The following is a 16211-nucleotide window of genomic DNA, read 5'->3' as shown; positions in this document are numbered from 1 at the left end:
GAAGGAGCTGATATGTCCTCCGTGTTCGGCACCCTGTTCAGAGTTTCCACCTTCGGCGAGAGCCACTGCCCGGCCGTGGGCGCCATCGTCGACGGCGTGCCCGCCGGCATGCGGCTGTGCGAGTCCGACATCCAGCGGCAGCTGGACCGTCGCCGCCCGGGTCAGAGCGAATTGAGCACCCCGCGCGAGGAAGAGGACGCGGTCACCATCCTCTCCGGCGTGGAAGCCGGCATCACCCTGGGCACCCCGATAGGCCTCATGGTGCATAACCGCGACCAGCGCCCCGGCGACTACCAGGAGATGTCCCAGATCCCGCGCCCCTCGCATGCCGACTACACCTACCAGGTGAAGTACGGGGTGCGTGCCTCCAGCGGCGGCGGTCGTTCCTCCGCCCGGGAGACCATCGCCAGGGTGGCGGCCGGCGCCATCGCCGAGAAGTACCTGGCCGAGCGCCACGGCGTGGAGATCGTCGCCTGGGTGGATAGCGTCGGGGCGTTGGAGGCGGGGGATATCGACCTGGAACGGATCGACCGCCGGCAGGTGGACGCGCACCCGGTCCGCTGCGGCAATCCCGCCATGGCGCAGGCCATGGCTGACCTGATCGCCCAGGTAAAAAGCAGGGACGATTCCATCGGGGGGACGGTCTGCTGCGTCTGCCGCAACCTCCCCGCCGGGCTGGGCGAACCGGTCTTCGACAAGCTGGAGGCCCTGTTGGCGCACGCCATGCTGTCCATCCCCGCGACCAAGGGATTCGAGATCGGTTCGGGGTTCAGTGGTAGCCGCATGCTGGGAAGTGCCCACAACGACCCCTTCGTGGACAAGGGGGGGCGGCTGGGGACGGCTACCAATCACTCGGGAGGGGTGCAGGGGGGGATCTCCAACGGGGAGCCGGTCTACTTCCGGGTGGCCTTCAAGCCGCCGGCGACGGTGGCCCTGCCGCAGAAGACGGCGCGTTTCGACGGCAGTGAGGCGGTGCTGGAGGCGAAGGGGCGCCACGACCCCTGCATCGTGCCGAGGGCGGTGCCGGTGGTGGAGTCGATGGCGGCGCTGGTGTTGATGGATCTGCTGTTGCGGCAGGAATACCGCAAGAGGTAGGAGCGGCTAGGGCTGGCATGCCTGCTGAAGGACCAGTCCCATGCGCGTGTCGGCCGGCAGGTATTGCCACTGCGTGACGGCGGCGAGGTCGCTGGTCTTGAGGATGTTGCCGGTACTGTCCAGATGGCTCGCGGCGAGCAGGTGCCCCTCGCGTTCCTCGCAGTTGATCTCGTAGCTGTAGAGGGTTTCGTGCAGAACCGCTGACTGGGGCAGCCCTTTCAGCATCTTGAGCGCTTCCTTCCTCCCCTCCTCGCTGTAGACGATCCGGGTCCTGACCTGAATCACCCCTTCCCTGACCTTGTTGCCGCCGCTTTTGTCGTAGAAGAAGCTGGACTCCGAGTTCTGGTCCAGGAGAAACCAGTCCGGCACAGCAGACCAGGCCGCGGTCGAGAAAAGGGCGCCTGCGCATAACGTGGCAAGAAAGAACGCTCGCATCCGGTCACCCCCTCGAGTCCGCTTCCTCCGCCCGCAGTTTCACCTTCTGCATCTCCGTTTCCAGATCGGTCAGGATTTCCTCTTCCCCCCTCACCACACCCTGGACCTTCAGCGATTTGCGCAAGAGGTCCAGGTCGTACTCCAGGTAGAGCGGGGCCACCGGGCTCTGCCGCGCCGACTTGACGATCTTCCTCACGATGAAGCCGGTGAACTGCGGGTGCTCCAGCAGCTCGTGGCGCAACTCCCCCTCGTAAGGACGCGCCAGCACCCGTTCCTTGACCCGTTCACCGTGGAGCGTCATCTCCGAAATGAAGACGCCGGTCTCTTCCTCGGTGAGCCGTGCCTCGGCCACCCCCAGCATGTAGCGTTCCGGGTGCTGCAGCCTGTCCATCAGCATGTTCCACAGTGTCTTGTGCTCGCAATGAACCACCACCTGCAGGGTGCGGACCAGCATGGGAGCCTCCTGATCGTGTCGTTGCGCTGCGCCTTCTGATCAGCCGAGTAAGTATAAAACGCTCTGTTACGTGGTCAAGCGGGCTGAGCCCCGGAAAACCTTGGCTTTGGTGGCGGTTTAGGCGAAATTGACAGCGGGAGTGCGGGGGCTACAATGTGGAAATTGTTTTGGACCACCGGAAAATCAAACACCGAAGCAGGCCCCAAGGAGGCTGTCATGTCCAAGCAAGGCGGTTTGCGGTCCGTGGCGGAAGCACACCCCGTAGTCGTGGCCATGGCGGCCGGCCTGGTTGCCGGTGTGGTGGCGGCCGCCAGCGACCGGATGCTGGACGGGTTGGTGAGCTCAAAGCAGAAGAGGCGGGACCGGCGGGTGCGGGAGGCCCCGGCGCACCAGGCGGCGGGACCGTACTTCGCCTCGAAGCTGCTGCACCGCAGGTTGAGCCCCCGGGAAAAGGGGGGTGCCAGGGCGCTTTTCGGTGTCCTCTACGGCCTTGGCTGGGGGGTGATCCACAGCCGGCTGACCAGGCGGTTCCCCATCCTCACCCGCTGGGGCGGGCTTCCCTTCGCCGTCCCCTTTTTCTGCGCCTGCGACGGGATGATTGCGCCGACCCTGGGTGTCTCCCCCGGCCTGCATCGCATTCCGTGGCAGCCAAGCGCGAAGGAGCTCGGGAATCATGTCGCCTGGACCGCCGCCGCCGAGCTGGTGCACCGGCTGGCGGGCGAGAGACGTTGAACAATGGCGGCTGCAGTGCAAGGCGACCGACGTCGCGGGAGGGAGTGAAGAGATGTCCGCTCGAAGAGATGACCTAAGGGGAGAGCTCCCCAAGTGGCTGAACACGGCGCTCATTTTCGGCACCTTCGCCGTAGTCGCGGCCATGGAGCTCAGGCGTCCGCTCCGAAGGGAGAAGGATGACAAGCTGCGGCGCAACGAACGTAACGCCGCCTTCGCCGTGCTGGCCGCGACGACCGTCGCACTCGCCGAGAAGCCGGTCGTGGGGCCGCTTGCCCTGCGGGTACAGGCAAGGCGCCTGGGGCTGCTGAAACTCATCTCTCTCCCCGCCTGGGCGGAAGTCGCGCTCTCCGTCATCCTCCTCGACTACACGCTCTACATCTGGCACGTCCTCACCCACAAGGTCCCCTGGCTCTGGCGCTTCCACAGGCCGCACCACGTCGATCTCGACCTCGATGCCAGCACAGCGCTTCGCTTTCATTTCGGCGAGCTGCTGATGTCGGTGCCCTGGCGGGCGGCGCAGGTTCGCCTGATCGGCGTCTCCCCCTTCGCGCTGGCCCTGTGGCAGACCCTTACCCTGATGGAGATCCTGTTCCATCACTCGAACCTGAGGCTCCCCCATCGCATCGAGCGGCGGCTGTGCCGTTTCATCGTGACGCCGCGCATGCACGGCATTCACCATTCGGTGGTCAGGGAGGAAAGGGATGCCAACTGGTCCACCATCTTTTCCTGGCCTGATTACCTGCACGGGACCATCCGGCTCAATGTCCTGCAGGATTCGGTCGACATCGGCGTCGCGGGTTTCCAGGATCCGAAGCAGCTTGGCCTGGGGAGGGTGCTGGCGATGCCATTCACCCCGCAGGTGGAGGAGGAAGGTCCCAAGCGCGAACCGCTGCCGGTGCCGCCGACCGTGCTGGCAGTCTGACCCGCTCCTCCAATAGGAGAAACGAAAGAGACCCATCGGGAGTTCCAGATGGGTCTCTTTTTTGCCGGTTGGCGGTGACGGGTCAGGCCATCGGCCCCCGCGGCGGGTCTTTGGGGCGCGTCTTCACGACACCGGTAAGGATGCCGACGCCCAGCAGGATGATGGATACGATGGCGATCTTGAACATCGCCACCCCTGCCGTGACCAGAGCCCAGGCGACGCCGGAGATGATCAGAATGAACCCGATGATGTAGAGCGCGAACGACATGGGATCCTCCTTTTGCCGGGATGGGCAGTCGATGCAGCGTTGGTTGTTGTTAATTTTGTGCAGTGTTAATGCTAGCGGGAGGGGTCCGGTTGTCAATGGCGGGTGAGACGCTGCGGGCTGGGTGACCGGGGGCTCAGGGCTCCTGGTAGAGTGCGCCGAAGGCGTCGAGGTGGGTCAGGTACAGCCTGGTGTCGAACTCGAGCTGGTGGTAGGCAGGTTCCATGTACTCGCAGAGCTGGTAGAAGGCCTTGTTATGCTCCTTCTCCTTCAGGTGGGCCAGTTCGTGCACCACGATCATGCGCAGGAACTCGACCGGAGCCGTCCTGAACACCGTGGCAATCCTGATCTCGTGTTTCGCCGTCAGCTTGGCCCCCTGGACCCGGGACACGAAGCAGTGCAGGCCGAGGGCGTGGTTGATCACGCTGATCTTGGGGTCGTAGCTTACCTTGCTGATCGGTTGCGACTTGCGCAGGAATTCGTTCTTGAGGCTTACCGTGAAATCGTAGAGTGACCGGTCGGTCCTGATCTGGTGCGGGGTAGGGTACTTGGCCAGCAACACGCCCCCCAGTTCGTTGTCGGCCAGCAGGCGCGCCACCTTGGAGGTGACCTGTTCCGAATATCCTGCCAGGTATTTCAATCCGCGCATTGCTGTCTTCCCGGGATGATGGTGTGCGACCAGTCGCGAAGGTAGCACATCGTCCCGGGAAGTGCAAACGACGAGACAACCGGAATCAAAGCCGCAACGGCATCCTGCTGGAGCGCTCGGCCACCCTTTGCATCATGCCGCCCAGGTAGCGGGATCCCAGTTCGCTCGCCGCCAGCTTCTGTTTCACCGCGGGAAGCCTGAGTATGGCACCGACCACGGCCGCCATGGCCCGGTGGTTGAACATGGCGCGGTTGTCCCAGATCAGGTGCTGCAGCTTGCCGCGTTCCAGCGCCATCAGCACCAGCCGGTGCGCGTTGTCGACCGGCGTCACCACCCGCTCGGCCCTGGGGATAAGAGAAAGGGAGTTGGTGCGGCACACCCTCACGCAGACACCGCAGCCAAGGCAGCGCTGCTGGTCCTGCACGCACCTGCGTTGCCAGGGGTGCTGCGGATCGTTGGCCGAAACCAGCCTCATCGCTTCGGCGGGGCAGGCGTCGACGCAGCGGCCACAACCGCTGCAGCGTTGCGCTTCGAGCTCCGCGACGTAGTTGGTGCTGCAGACCGGCTGCAGGTTGCAGAACTTGCGGGCCCGGATCAGGGTTTCGCAGCAGCAGCTGCAGCAGTTGCAGATGGAGCTGACGCCGTATTGCGCGTTGTCCGCCACTTGGACCAGGTTCTGCTCCCTGCTTTGCTGCAGCAGTTCGAGACATTGCTCCACGCCTGTTTCCTGTGCGTGCCCGTGCCGGATCAGGGAATCGGCACGGTCGTCGAACACCATGCAGGTTTCCAGCGGGGCGGCGCATGCCCTGCCTACATGCCTCATCTTGTGGCGGCAGCTGCAGGTGCCGACGCCGATCCGCCTGGCGCCCTGGATCACCTCGGTGGCGCGCTCATAGTTGAAGAGCCGCGCCAGGTTGGAGGAGGGGACCTGTTCCTCGTCCACCATGATCCTGGTGCCGGGTGTGGAGACCTCGGTGTAGAGGTCGCGGATGAACTCCTCTTCCTGGTTGAGGTACTGGTCGAGCAGTCGGCTCAGGGTCGGTTGGTCCACATCCTTTCTGACCCGCATCAGCACGAAGTCGAGGAACCCTGCCATGGGCGGCGGCAGGATGTAGAGCTTTTCCCCTTCGTGTTCCGTGTCCAGCAGCAAGGCCCGCTCCGCCAGGGCTTCCAGGATACGAAAGGCCTCGACCTCCCTCACCCCCCAGACGTGGGCCGCCCGTGCCGCGGAGAACGGGTGCATGGGGAGTTGCCCCACGAGCTTCGCCTCCTGTTCGGTGAAGAGCAGGGCGAGAATCTTGGCGAGCAATTCGGATGGGGGAGCTCCCTGGGGGAACCTTTCCAGGCGCTCCATCAGCGAGGTGTATCCGTTGCGGCTTTGGAGGTGCGGCATGGCAGCTCTCCTGATGGTCCTGTGCGGCGTGAGTAGCGGATCTGACAGTTTTTCGGTTAAAAAAACTTTAAGAGTATATCCCTGTTCGGAGGGGGCGCAATTCGGGGACCGGTGCTGCTTCGGGTTGTGTGTGGCTGGAATGTCATTGTAAAACAGCACTATAGAGGTTGGCGTATATATTTGTCAACCGCTGACGGTTGCCAGGTTGACGAATAGGGGCGCCTGTGCTAATAACAATGACTCCGCTTTTACCCCTGGCAGGAAAGGAGAAGCTGTGCAGACATTCGCAGAAGAACTGGACCAGTTGCGCTCCGAGGGCCTGTATCGCAGCCTGAAGGTGATAAAAGGGGCGCAGGGGAGTCACGTCGACCTGGACGGTAAAAGGGTGCTGCTGCTTTGCTCCAATAATTATCTCGGGCTGGCCGATCATGCCGCACTGCGCCGGGCCGCCGTATTCGGCGCGGCCTTCGGGACCGGAAGCGGGGCATCGCGCCTGGTTTCCGGCACGATGGATCTGCACGAGAAGCTGGAGCAGCGTATCGCCCGGTTCAAGGGAACCGAAAAGGCGCTGGTCTTCAACTCCGGCTATGCCGCCAATACCGGGATCATCTCCGCGCTGGTCGGTCGAGGCGACGCCATCTTCTCGGACAAGCTGAACCATGCCAGCATCGTGGACGGGGCCCTGCTGTCGCGGGCGAACTTCCACCGTTATCCGCATCGGGACATGGCGGCCCTGGAGCGGCTGCTGCAGGAAAAACCGGGCACCGGGCGACGCCTGATCGTCACTGACGGGGTGTTCAGCATGGACGGCGATATCGCCCCTTTGCAGCAGATGGTGCGGCTTGCCCGGCAGTACGACGCCCTGCTCATGGTCGACGATGCCCACGGCACCGGGGTCCTGGGGGCGACCGGGCGCGGCACCGCCGAGCTGCTGGGGGTGATGGACGGCGTCGACATCCACATGGGAACGCTGGGCAAGGGGCTGGGGAGTTTCGGCGCCTATGCTGCGGCATCGGAAACCATCTGCCAGTACTTGGTTAACAAGGCGCGCAGCTTCATCTTCTCCACCTCGCTTCCTCCGGCGGTTCTGGCACCGTCCATCGCGGCGTTGGACCTGGTCGATTCCCCGGAGGGGAAGGAGCTGCGGGACAGGCTGGCGGCGAACGTCGCCCTTTTCAAGAAGAGACTGGCCGACGCGGGCTTTGACACCATGGGGAGCGAAACGCAGATCGTCCCGATTTTCGTCGGGCCGGCCGAGGCGACCATGCAGTTCAGCAAGGAGCTTTTGGACGAGGGGATCTTCGTGCAGGGGATCAGGCCTCCCACCGTACCGGCCGGGAGCTGTCGTCTGCGCTGCACCATCATGGCGACCCACGAGGCCGCCGATCTGGAAGCCGCCGCCGACACCATCGCACGGGTGGGGAAGAAGGTTGGGGTAGTTTGGAACAATATTAAATAGCAGTTACGCAAAGAACGCTGAGTAGCCGCAGAGAGCTCAAAGGTAACCCAGGCCAGGCATTCATTGCGTGCTTCGCGCATACTTCGTGTTCTTTGCGTAACTGCTTTTCATCTTTTGTAGAAGGAACAATATTCAGATGACCTTGCAATTTCAGGAAACCGGAGCGGGACGACCGGTCGTTTTTGTCCACGGCTGGGCGATGTCCGGGCGGGCCTGGCGTTTCCAGCAGGAGCTGCAGGACACGGGGCGGCTCATCTTTTTGGACATGCGCGGCCACGGCCATTCCGAGCCGGCTCCCTCCTACACCATCGACGATTACGCCTCGGATCTGGCCGGATTCTTCGAAGAGCTGGATTTGCGGGACGCGGTCCTGGTGGGGTGGTCGATGGGGGTACAGGTGACGCTGCAGGCCTTCCCGGCGCTGCGCTCCCGCCTGGCCGGGATGGTGCTCGTGGGAGGCAACGCCCGCTACGCCAGCACGGACGATTATCCGCATGGGAAAGCGCCGGTCGAGGTGAAGGGGATGGGGCTGCGCCTCAGGCGCGACCACCAGAAGACCATGGGGGATTTCTTCAAGGGAATGTTCGCCGAAGGTGAACTGGACCACGATCTGTACCAGCGCATCGTGCACGAGATCGTGCTCGGGGGGCGCTCGGCCGATCGTGAGGCGGTCATGCAATCGCTCAACATCCTGTCCACGGCGGACCTGCGGGCGCAACTGCCCCAGGTGGACCGGCCGGTGCTCGTCATCCACGGCGAGCTGGACACCGTATGCCCCCTTGCTGCTTCGACTTATCTGGCGCAGCAGCTCCCGATGGCGCGGCTGGAGATATTTGAGGGGTGCGGTCACGCCCCCTTCATGACCAGGCCGGAGCGGTTCAACGCGGTGCTGCGCGGGTTCATCGCAGGGCTGTAGTGCCGATTAGCAAGTAGCTTCCGCTGGTAGATGCTGCCCCTTTGGCAAGAAGAGAATGGCAAAAGTCCCCCTTTGCGAAGGGGGATTTAGGGGGATTTTGCTTTCGGTAGGAGAGGCAAATCCCGCCCCCGCCCCCCTTCGCAAAGGGGGGAGCTACAGGTAGCGGATTCCACTGGTTTTTAATTCAGAAGGTGTCGATGGCAGCAGAGATAGACAGAGATAAGGTGCGGGAATCGTTCCACCGCCAGGCGACCGATTACGACCGGCACGCCGTGGTCCAGGGGCGGGTGGTGGAGAAGCTGCTCGGGCTGCTGCAGGGGGAAGGGGTGAGCCCGGCTCACCTGCTGGACGTCGGCGCCGGGACGGGAAGGCTGCTGGCGCGGCTGACCGACCTCTATCCGGACATGGATGCCGTCGGCGCGGATCTCGCGCCGGGGATGTGCCAGGCCGCCACCGCGAACCTCGCCGGCAGACGCGTTCGCGTCGTGAACGCCGACGCGGAATCGCTCCCCTTTGAAGCGGAGAGCTTCGACGTTGTCGTTTCCACCTCGACCTACCAATGGCTCGCCACCCTGGACCAGGCGTTCTCGGAGGCGCACCGGGTGCTGAAGCCCGGCGGGGTGTTCTGTTTCGCCCTCTTCGGAGAGCGTACTCTGTTTGAACTGCGCGAGTCCTACCGCGCGGTGTTGGGAGGTGGCACCGACCGGACCCACAGTTTTTTTGCCGCCGAAGCGGTGTCGGCCGCGCTGGGGCGGGCAGGCTTTGGTGTGCAGCGGGTCAGCTCGGAGCTGGAGGTCGAACTGCACCCGGATGTGCCGGAGTTGCTGCGCTCGCTGAAGAGGATCGGCGCGGGCAGCACGGCGCCCGCCAGCGGTAAGGGATTGTCGGAGCGGCGGGTGATGCTGGAGATGATGGCAAGCTACCGCAAGCAGTTCGGCAGCGAGGCGGGAGTGCCGGCGACCTACGAGGTGGTGTACGGGGTGGCGAGGAAGGAACAGCTGTCTGACTCGGACCAGTCGGACTAGTCGGACTGGTCCGACCGGTCCGATGTCGGACAAAAAGCAGCAGCTGCAAAAAAAAAGGGGGCGGCCGATTTTTCGGCCGCCCCCTTTCTCATTGTCGCCTCCGCCTAGGCGCGGGTGAGCTGGCGGTACCTGATGCGGTGCGGCTGGTCGGCCGCGGTACCCAGACGGGCATGGCGGTCTTCCTCGTACTCGGAGTAGTTCCCCTCGAACCAGACCACCTTGCTGTCCCCTTCGAAGGCGAGGATGTGGGTGGCGATCCTGTCCAGGAACCAGCGGTCGTGGGAGATGACCACGGCGCAGCCGGCGAAGTTCTCCAGCGCTTCCTCCAGCGCACGCATGGTGTTCACGTCGAGGTCGTTGGTCGGTTCGTCCAGGAGGATCACGTTGCCGCCCTCCTTGAGCATCTTGGCGAGGTGCACGCGGTTACGTTCGCCGCCGGAGAGCATGCCGACTTTCTTCTGCTGGTCGGCGCCGGAGAAGTTGAAACGGGCCACGTAGGCGCGGGAGTTCACCAGCTGCTTGCCGAGCTGCAACTGCTCCTGCCCCTCCGAAATGACCTCCCAGATGGTCTTGTCCGGGTCAAGCGCGTCCCTGCTCTGGTCCACGTAGGCGAGCTTGACGGTTTCGCCGGTCTTGAAGGTGCCGGAGTCCGGCTTCTCCTCGCCGGTGATCATGCGGAACAGGGTGGTCTTGCCGGCGCCGTTGGGGCCGATCACGCCGACGATGCCGCCCGGCGGGAGCCGGAACTCCATCCCCTCGATGAGGAGCTTTTCGCCGTACCCCTTGCTGACGTTCTCCGCCTCGACCACCACGCCGCCCAGGCGCGGCCCGGGCGGGATGAAGATCTCCAGGTCCTTGGCCCGCTGCTCGCTCTCGGTGTTCAGCATCTCCTCGTAGGAGTTGATGCGCGCCTTACCCTTGGCGTGGCGACCCTTCGGGGACATCCTGATCCACTCCAGCTCGCGCTTCAGGGTCTTCTGGCGCTCGCTCTCGGTCTTCTCCTCCTGGGCCAGGCGCTTCTCCTTCTGCTCCAGCCAGGACGAGTAGTTACCCTGCCACGGGATCCCCTGGCCGCGGTCGAGCTCCAGGATCCAGCCAGCGACGTTGTCCAGGAAGTAGCGGTCGTGGGTCACGGCGATGACGGTGCCGGCGTAACGCTGCAGGTGCTGCTCCAGCCAGGCGACACTCTCGGCGTCGAGGTGGTTGGTCGGCTCATCCAGAAGAAGGATGTCCGGCTTCTGCAAAAGCAGGCGGCACAGGGCCACGCGGCGCTTCTCACCGCCGGAGAGGTTGGCGACGTTGGTCTCGGGGGGCGGGCAACGCAGCGCGTCCATGGCGAGTTCCAGGCGGCTGTCCAGGTCCCAGGCGTCCAGGTGGTCCAGCTTCTCCTGCACCTTGGCCTGGCGGTCGCACAGCTTCTCCATCTCGGCGTCGGTCATCTCCTCGCCGAACTTCATGTTTATCTCGTTGAACTCGTTGACCAGGTCGACCACTTCCTGCACGCCTTCCTCGACGCACTGGCGCACGGTCTTGGAGGGATCCAGGGTCGGCTCCTGCTCCAGAAACCCGACCGTGTAGCCCGGGGAGAGGATGGTCTTGCCGTTGAACTCCTTGTCCGTGCCGGCAAGGATCTTTAAGAGCGAGCTCTTGCCTGAGCCGTTCAGGCCGAGCACGCCGATCTTAGCGCCGTAGAAGTAGGAGAGGTAGATGTCTTTCAGCACCGGTTTCTTATCGTAGAACTTGCTCACACCGATCATCGAGTAGATGACCTTGTTCGGCTCGATAGCCATGACTTCCTCCGTATTGTTTTATTAAGCTTTGTATCGTTTTGTAAAATGGCCATTATTACATGCAAGTACTGCGGCCTGTCAACTGCGATCACCCCGGAGTCCGTCCTTGACATTCCCTTTTATGTATAGTTAAATCCGCCGGATTGAATTAACCTTCAAGGGGTCTCTCATATGCAAAATCGCAGGCGTTTCAGGCTTTTGATCTGCGCCGGGCTTCTTACCGCCGCGCTTTCCGGCTGCGGCGGTTCCTCCTCCAACGATCACATCCCCTCCACCGTCACCATTTTTTACGAGCACAGCGTCATCTTCCGGAACCACACCACCTTCACCATGGGGTACAACGGCTTCGGGCAACTCGGTGACGGCACCTTCACCAAGCGCGAGATCGCCGTCCCGGTGCCGGGTATGGAGTACATGACGCAGGCCGTGGCAGGCAATGCGCACACCATGGTTACCAACGGCAGCACGGTGTATTCCTGGGGCTACAACCTGTACGGCCAGTTGGGCAACAAGGACGCTTCGACGACCTACCCGGATGCCTACAAAAAGTCCCCGGTCCCGGTGACCTTCGAGCCCGCGGTCACCGCGGTGACCGACATCGCCGCAGGCGGAGATCACTCCCTCGCTGTCGCCGACGGCCAGGTCTACAGCTGGGGCCAGAATCTGTACCGCCAGCTGGGCAACAGTCTGACCTCCAACTCCAAGATCCCCGTCCATATCAGCCTCGGCCACGACGGCGAGGATCTTGCCGCCCTGACCGCCAGGAAGGTTGCCGCAGGCGGCGTGTTCTCCATGGCGCTTTTCGACAATGGTGACGTTTATGTCTGGGGTAACAACAGGGATCTCACCAAGTCGGAGCACGTCAACCTGCTGGTCCCCTTCGGCGCGTACTCATCCGTCTGCTCCAGCCCGAAGAAGGTGACCATCCCGGCCTCCGGCGTCACCTCCGGCACGGAGAAGATAGAGCAGATCTCCGCACTTGCCAGCGCCGGACTCGCGCTGCAGGTACGTCGGGACGACGCAGGCAACATCACCAGCGAGACGCTCTGGGGATGGGGGTACAACGACCGAGGCGAACTGGGACCCAACATCCCTGTGAAAACGAGCAGCGCCACGCCGGTAAAGGTGCTCGAGATCACGGATGTCAGAGACGGCGTCATCAAGAAGATCGTGAACGGCACCAACCACATCCTGCTGCTCATGGGGTCGCTTAATAGCACGCAAAACGACGGTACCTGGTACGTCAAAGCCATGGGCCTCAACTCCGCCGGCCAACTGGGCGACGGCACCAGCACCAGCAGTGCGGCGCTCGTCTCCACCCTGATGGCGAGCGGCGCCCCGATGACCGACGTTTCCGACGTAGCCGCCTTCGGCAAGAGCTCTTTCGCCTTGGTCGCCGGAGTCTGGTACGGCTGGGGCAATAACAGCATGGGGCAGCTTGGCAACACGGTCGATACCAAGTCGGGAATTCCCTACTTCAAGACACCGGTCACAGTCAAGTTCAAGTAGCACATTTGTCAGGACGGATACGGCTTTAGCTTTGTGTCACGGGCTGAGCCGTACCCCCTTTTCCCTTGACTTGGTTGACGCAAATAGTTTAGTTTGACGGATTGTTTCACAGCCCAACGCGGTAAAGAAAGGTTGCAGATAACATGGAAGAGTTGAGCGAACTGCTGCTGCAGAGAAGACGCAAGGTAGATGCATTGTGGGAGGCGGGCATCAACCCGTACCCGAACGACTACAAACCTCAGCATACCTCCGCCGACGTGCGTGACGCCTACGGCGACAAGGAAGTGATCGAAGACGATCCGCAGACCTTCGTGGTTGCCGGCCGTATCATCATGCGCCGCTCTTTCGGCAAGGCCGCCTTCGTGCAGGTGCAGGACCGCAAGGGGCGCATGCAGCTCTATCTGAAGAAGGACACCCTGGGCGAAGAACTCTTCGCCGAGTTCGAAAACTACGACATCGGCGACATCATCGGCGCCACCGGCACCCCGTTCCGCACCAAGACCGGTGAACTGTCCTTGGCCGTTTCCACCGTGCGCCTTTTGACCAAGTCGCTTTTGCCGCTGCCCGAGAAGTTCCACGGCCTGACCGACGTCGAGACCCGTTACCGCCAGCGCTACGTCGACTTGATCGTCTCCCCGGAAGTGCGCGAAGTCTTCTACAAACGCTCCAAGGTCGTGCACCTCATCCGTGAGTTCATGACCAAAAACGATTTCCTCGAGGTCGAGACCCCGATGATGCACCCGATCCCGGGGGGCGCCACCGCGAAACCGTTCGTGACCCATCACAACGCGCTGGACATGGAACTGTTCCTGCGCATCGCCCCGGAGCTCTACCTGAAGCGCCTGGTGGTCGGCGGCTTCGAGCGCGTCTTCGAGATCAACCGCAACTTCCGTAACGAAGGTATCTCGGTGCGCCACAACCCCGAGTTCACCATGATGGAGTTCTACCAGGCCTACGCGACCTTCGAGGACCTGATGAATTTCACCGAGGAACTGCTCTGCCACGTGGCCCAGGAACTCCTGGGGACGCTGGACTTCACCTACGGCGGCGAGGCGATCAGCTTCCAGCGCCCCTGGAAGAGGTTCACCGTGAAGGAGGCGATCCTCGAGTACGGCGACATCGACGCCAAGAGCCTCGAGGACCGCGACCTGGCATTCGCCTACGCCCAGAAAATCGGGCTGGAGCTCCCCGAGGACATCGGCTACGGCAAGCTGATCACCGAGATCTTCGAGGAGGTCGCCGAGACCAAGCTGATCCAGCCGACCTTCATCACCAACTACCCGACCGAGGTTTCGCCGCTGTCCAGGAAGAACGACCACGACCCTGAGTACGTGGACCGCTTCGAGTTCTTCTGCGCCGGCCGCGAGATGGCCAACGCCTTCTCCGAGCTGAACGACCCGCGCGACCAGAAGGAGCGCTTCCTGGCCCAGGTCGCCGCCAAGGACAAAGGCGACGAAGAGGCGCACTACATGGACGAGGACTATATCCGCGCCCTGGAGTACGGTCTGCCGCCCACCGCCGGCGAGGGGATCGGCATCGACCGCCTGGTCATGCTGCTCACCGACTCTCCGTCGATCCGCGACGTCATCCTGTTCCCGCAGTTGCGTAAAGAGGGCAAATAATGCCCTTTGAGCTCTTCATAGGGCTGCGCTACCTGAAGGCGAAGCGCAAATCGACCTTCATCTCGCTGATTACCCTGATCTCGGTGGCGGGCGTGGCGCTGGGCGTCATGGCCCTCATCATCGTTCTGGCCGTGATGACCGGGTTCGAGGAAGATCTGAAGGAGAAGATCCTCGGCACCAACGCCCACATCGTGGTCCTAAGCGGCGTCGGCGCGGTGCAGGACTATCCGCAGCTGATGAAGAAGCTGCAGGGTGTCGACGGCGTGGTTGCCTCGACCCCCTTCATCTACAACCAGGTGATGCTTTCCACCGGCAAGAACGTCTCCGGCGTCGTCCTGCGCGGCATCGACGTCGCCACCGACGCCAAGGTGACCAACCTGCACAAGTCGATGGTCGAGGGCGACCTGAAGTCGCTGGAAGCCGAGGTGGGCAAGACGCCTGGGGTGGTCATCGGCAAGGAGCTCGCCAAGAACCTGGGGCTTTTCCTGGGTGACACGGTGGACGTCATCTCCCCGATGGGGAACATCACCCCGCTGGGGATGATGCCCAAGCTGAACCGCTTCCGCATCACCGGCATCTTCAATACCGGCATGTTCGAGTACGACTCGACGCTGGCCTACGTCTCGCTCAAGGAGGCCCAGCAGTTCCTGGGACTGGGCGACGTGGTGACCGGGATCCAGCTGAAGGTGCGCGACGTGTACAAGACCGGGGAGCTGGCCCGCCAGATCGACCGGGAACTGGGCCCCCCGTACCATGCCCGTGACTGGATGCAGATGAACAAGAACATCCTGTTCGCGCTGAAGACCGAGAAGAGCGTGATGTTCATCATCCTGACCCTGATCGTGCTGGTGGCTGCCTTCGGCATCGCCTCCACCCTGTTCATGGTGGTCATGGAGAAGACCCGCGACATCGCCATCCTGAAATCGATGGGGGCGACCAGCCGCAGCATCATGCGCATCTTCGTCTTCGAGGGGCTCATCATCGGCGTCCTGGGCACCATCATCGGCGTGCTGGGGGGGCTGCTGGTCGCCCTCAACCTGGAGCCGATCGTCTCGGTGATCCAGAAGCTGACCGGCTTCGAGCTCTTCAGCAAGGACATCTACTACCTGGACCACTTCCCGTCCCAGGTGGTCGCGTCCGACGTCGTGCTCATAAGCGTCACCGCAGTGCTCATCTCCTTCGCCGCGACACTGTACCCCTCCTGGGCCGCATCGCGCATGGCCCCCGCCGAGGCGCTGCGCTATGAGTAACCTGCTCGAGGTAAAGAACCTGTTCAAGTCGTACGGGACCGGCGAGGCCAAGGTGGAGGTCCTGAAGGGGATCGATCTCACCGTGGGAGTCGGCGACACCATCGCGCTGGTGGGGCCCTCCGGCGCGGGCAAGAGCACGCTTTTGCACGTCATGGGGACCATCGACCGTCCCACTTCCGGCGAGGTCCTCTTCGACGGGCAAAAGGTCTTCAACCTTGCGGACCAGCCTCTGGCTGCATTCCGCAACCGCTCCATCGGGTTCGTGTTCCAGTTCCACCACCTGCTGCCGGAGTTTTCGGCGCTGGAGAACGTGATGATGCCGCTTCTGATCGGCGGCGAGAAACGCTCCCGCTGCGAGGGGAGGGCGCTGCAGCTTCTCAAGGACGTGGGGCTCGGGCACCGGGTGACCCACCGGCCGGGCGAGCTTTCCGGCGGTGAGCAGCAGAGGGTGGCTATCGCACGCGCCCTGGTGCGCGAGCCGAAGCTGCTTTTGGCCGACGAGCCCACCGGCAATCTCGACATGAAGACCAGCGAAGAGGTGCATGCGCTGTTGTACGAGATCCAGCGCCAGACCGGCATCTCACTGGTCATCGTGACCCACAACGAGCAGCTGGCCGCCGGCATGGCGCGCACCGTCAGGATGGTCGACGGCAAGGTAGTAGAGGCGGCCTGAAGCGGCGCCGTCATTATTGATC

The 16211-nt window shown here is 63.0% G+C and carries 16 protein-coding genes; 10 read left to right on the top strand and 6 right to left on the bottom strand.

The window, feature by feature from the left end; translation table 11 throughout:
* Positions 1-12 precede the first annotated feature (12 nt).
* Complete coding sequence (gene aroC, locus KP004_RS16150; RefSeq protein WP_216799464.1) at positions 13-1095, top strand: chorismate synthase; 1083 nt, start codon at positions 13-15, stop codon at positions 1093-1095.
* Positions 1096-1101: 6 nt separating this feature from the next.
* On the opposite strand, the gene KP004_RS16145 is transcribed toward aroC, so the two are convergent.
* Complete coding sequence (locus KP004_RS16145) at positions 1102-1530, bottom strand: hypothetical protein (protein WP_216799463.1); 429 nt, start codon at positions 1528-1530, stop codon at positions 1102-1104.
* 4 nt (positions 1531-1534) lie between these two features.
* Positions 1535-1984, bottom strand: a complete 450-nt coding sequence (locus KP004_RS16140; protein ID WP_216799462.1) for a hypothetical protein — start codon at positions 1982-1984, stop codon at positions 1535-1537.
* Positions 1985-2200: 216 nt separating this feature from the next.
* Between KP004_RS16140 and KP004_RS16135 the strand changes: the two genes are divergently transcribed.
* Positions 2201-2716 carry a DUF1440 domain-containing protein gene (locus KP004_RS16135; RefSeq protein ID WP_216799461.1) on the top strand — a complete coding sequence of 172 codons (516 nt, stop codon included), beginning with the start codon at positions 2201-2203 and terminating at the stop codon, positions 2714-2716.
* Positions 2717-2768: 52 nt separating this feature from the next.
* The gene (locus KP004_RS16130) at positions 2769-3638 is read left to right on the top strand and encodes a sterol desaturase family protein (protein WP_216799460.1); all 870 of its coding nucleotides are present in this window, start codon (positions 2769-2771) and stop codon (positions 3636-3638) included.
* A gap of 82 nt (positions 3639-3720) precedes the next feature.
* Here the strand turns inward: KP004_RS16130 and KP004_RS16125 are convergent, their stop codons facing one another.
* The 3 genes from KP004_RS16125 to KP004_RS16115 all read right to left on the bottom strand — a co-directional run bounded on the left by KP004_RS16125 (position 3721) and on the right by KP004_RS16115 (position 5945).
* Complete coding sequence (locus KP004_RS16125; protein WP_216799459.1) at positions 3721-3906, bottom strand: hypothetical protein; 186 nt, start codon at positions 3904-3906, stop codon at positions 3721-3723.
* A 133-nt stretch (positions 3907-4039) separates the two neighbouring features.
* Positions 4040-4552 carry a M48 metallopeptidase family protein gene (locus tag KP004_RS16120; RefSeq protein ID WP_216799458.1) on the bottom strand — a complete coding sequence of 171 codons (513 nt, stop codon included), beginning with the start codon at positions 4550-4552 and terminating at the stop codon, positions 4040-4042.
* A gap of 85 nt (positions 4553-4637) precedes the next feature.
* The gene (locus KP004_RS16115; RefSeq protein WP_216799457.1) at positions 4638-5945 is read right to left on the bottom strand and encodes a 4Fe-4S dicluster domain-containing protein; all 1308 of its coding nucleotides are present in this window, start codon (positions 5943-5945) and stop codon (positions 4638-4640) included.
* A 274-nt stretch (positions 5946-6219) separates the two neighbouring features.
* Here KP004_RS16115 and bioF point away from each other — a divergent pair, with 274 nt between their 5' ends.
* The 3 genes from bioF (at position 6220) to KP004_RS16100 (ending at position 9345) form a co-directional block, all read left to right on the top strand.
* Positions 6220-7404, top strand: a complete 1185-nt coding sequence (gene bioF, locus KP004_RS16110; RefSeq protein ID WP_216799456.1) for an 8-amino-7-oxononanoate synthase — start codon at positions 6220-6222, stop codon at positions 7402-7404.
* A gap of 136 nt (positions 7405-7540) precedes the next feature.
* Positions 7541-8320: an alpha/beta fold hydrolase gene (locus tag KP004_RS16105; RefSeq protein ID WP_216799455.1), complete on the top strand. Its 780-nt coding sequence runs from the start codon at positions 7541-7543 to the stop codon at positions 8318-8320.
* Between the two features lie 197 nt (positions 8321-8517).
* Positions 8518-9345, top strand: a complete 828-nt coding sequence (locus KP004_RS16100; protein ID WP_216799454.1) for a methyltransferase domain-containing protein — start codon at positions 8518-8520, stop codon at positions 9343-9345.
* A gap of 104 nt (positions 9346-9449) precedes the next feature.
* On the opposite strand, the gene ettA is transcribed toward KP004_RS16100, so the two are convergent.
* Complete coding sequence (gene ettA / locus KP004_RS16095) at positions 9450-11135, bottom strand: energy-dependent translational throttle protein EttA (protein WP_216799453.1); 1686 nt, start codon at positions 11133-11135, stop codon at positions 9450-9452.
* Between the two features lie 171 nt (positions 11136-11306).
* Here ettA and KP004_RS16090 point away from each other — a divergent pair, with 171 nt between their 5' ends.
* From KP004_RS16090 to KP004_RS16075, 4 genes are all read left to right on the top strand, one after another.
* A complete protein-coding gene (locus KP004_RS16090) occupies positions 11307-12644 on the top strand; it encodes an RCC1 domain-containing protein (protein WP_216799452.1) in 1338 nt (445 codons plus the stop codon).
* A 143-nt stretch (positions 12645-12787) separates the two neighbouring features.
* A complete protein-coding gene (gene lysS, locus KP004_RS16085; RefSeq protein WP_216799451.1) occupies positions 12788-14266 on the top strand; it encodes a lysine--tRNA ligase in 1479 nt (492 codons plus the stop codon).
* Positions 14266-15516, top strand: coding sequence for a lipoprotein-releasing ABC transporter permease subunit (locus KP004_RS16080; RefSeq protein WP_216799450.1), 1251 nt, complete (start codon positions 14266-14268; stop codon positions 15514-15516). The genes lysS and KP004_RS16080 overlap by 1 nt, the downstream gene beginning before the upstream one ends.
* Positions 15509-16189 carry an ABC transporter ATP-binding protein gene (locus KP004_RS16075; RefSeq protein WP_216799449.1) on the top strand — a complete coding sequence of 227 codons (681 nt, stop codon included), beginning with the start codon at positions 15509-15511 and terminating at the stop codon, positions 16187-16189. Before KP004_RS16080 ends, KP004_RS16075 begins: the two co-directional genes overlap by 8 nt.
* Positions 16190-16211 lie beyond the last annotated feature (22 nt).

Source organism: Geomonas oryzisoli, assembly GCF_018986915.1.
GTDB classification, from domain to species: domain Bacteria; phylum Desulfobacterota; class Desulfuromonadia; order Geobacterales; family Geobacteraceae; genus Geomonas; species Geomonas oryzisoli.
This window is presented reverse-complemented; position numbering and strand designations above follow the sequence as displayed.

Coding starts and splice junctions, on each gene's coding strand:
- aroC (WP_216799464.1), top strand. CDS start 13: ATGTCCTCCGTGTTCGGCACCCTGTTCAGAGTTTCCACCTTCGGCGAG.
- KP004_RS16145 (WP_216799463.1), bottom strand. CDS start 1,530: ATGCGAGCGTTCTTTCTTGCCACGTTATGCGCAGGCGCCCTTTTCTCG.
- KP004_RS16140 (WP_216799462.1), bottom strand. CDS start 1,984: ATGCTGGTCCGCACCCTGCAGGTGGTGGTTCATTGCGAGCACAAGACA.
- KP004_RS16135 (WP_216799461.1), top strand. CDS start 2,201: ATGTCCAAGCAAGGCGGTTTGCGGTCCGTGGCGGAAGCACACCCCGTA.
- KP004_RS16130 (WP_216799460.1), top strand. CDS start 2,769: ATGTCCGCTCGAAGAGATGACCTAAGGGGAGAGCTCCCCAAGTGGCTG.
- KP004_RS16125 (WP_216799459.1), bottom strand. CDS start 3,906: ATGTCGTTCGCGCTCTACATCATCGGGTTCATTCTGATCATCTCCGGC.
- KP004_RS16120 (WP_216799458.1), bottom strand. CDS start 4,552: ATGCGCGGATTGAAATACCTGGCAGGATATTCGGAACAGGTCACCTCC.
- KP004_RS16115 (WP_216799457.1), bottom strand. CDS start 5,945: ATGCCGCACCTCCAAAGCCGCAACGGATACACCTCGCTGATGGAGCGC.
- KP004_RS16105 (WP_216799455.1), top strand. CDS start 7,541: ATGACCTTGCAATTTCAGGAAACCGGAGCGGGACGACCGGTCGTTTTT.
- KP004_RS16100 (WP_216799454.1), top strand. CDS start 8,518: ATGGCAGCAGAGATAGACAGAGATAAGGTGCGGGAATCGTTCCACCGC.
- ettA (WP_216799453.1), bottom strand. CDS start 11,135: ATGGCTATCGAGCCGAACAAGGTCATCTACTCGATGATCGGTGTGAGC.
- KP004_RS16090 (WP_216799452.1), top strand. CDS start 11,307: ATGCAAAATCGCAGGCGTTTCAGGCTTTTGATCTGCGCCGGGCTTCTT.
- lysS (WP_216799451.1), top strand. CDS start 12,788: ATGGAAGAGTTGAGCGAACTGCTGCTGCAGAGAAGACGCAAGGTAGAT.
- KP004_RS16080 (WP_216799450.1), top strand. CDS start 14,266: ATGCCCTTTGAGCTCTTCATAGGGCTGCGCTACCTGAAGGCGAAGCGC.
- KP004_RS16075 (WP_216799449.1), top strand. CDS start 15,509: ATGAGTAACCTGCTCGAGGTAAAGAACCTGTTCAAGTCGTACGGGACC.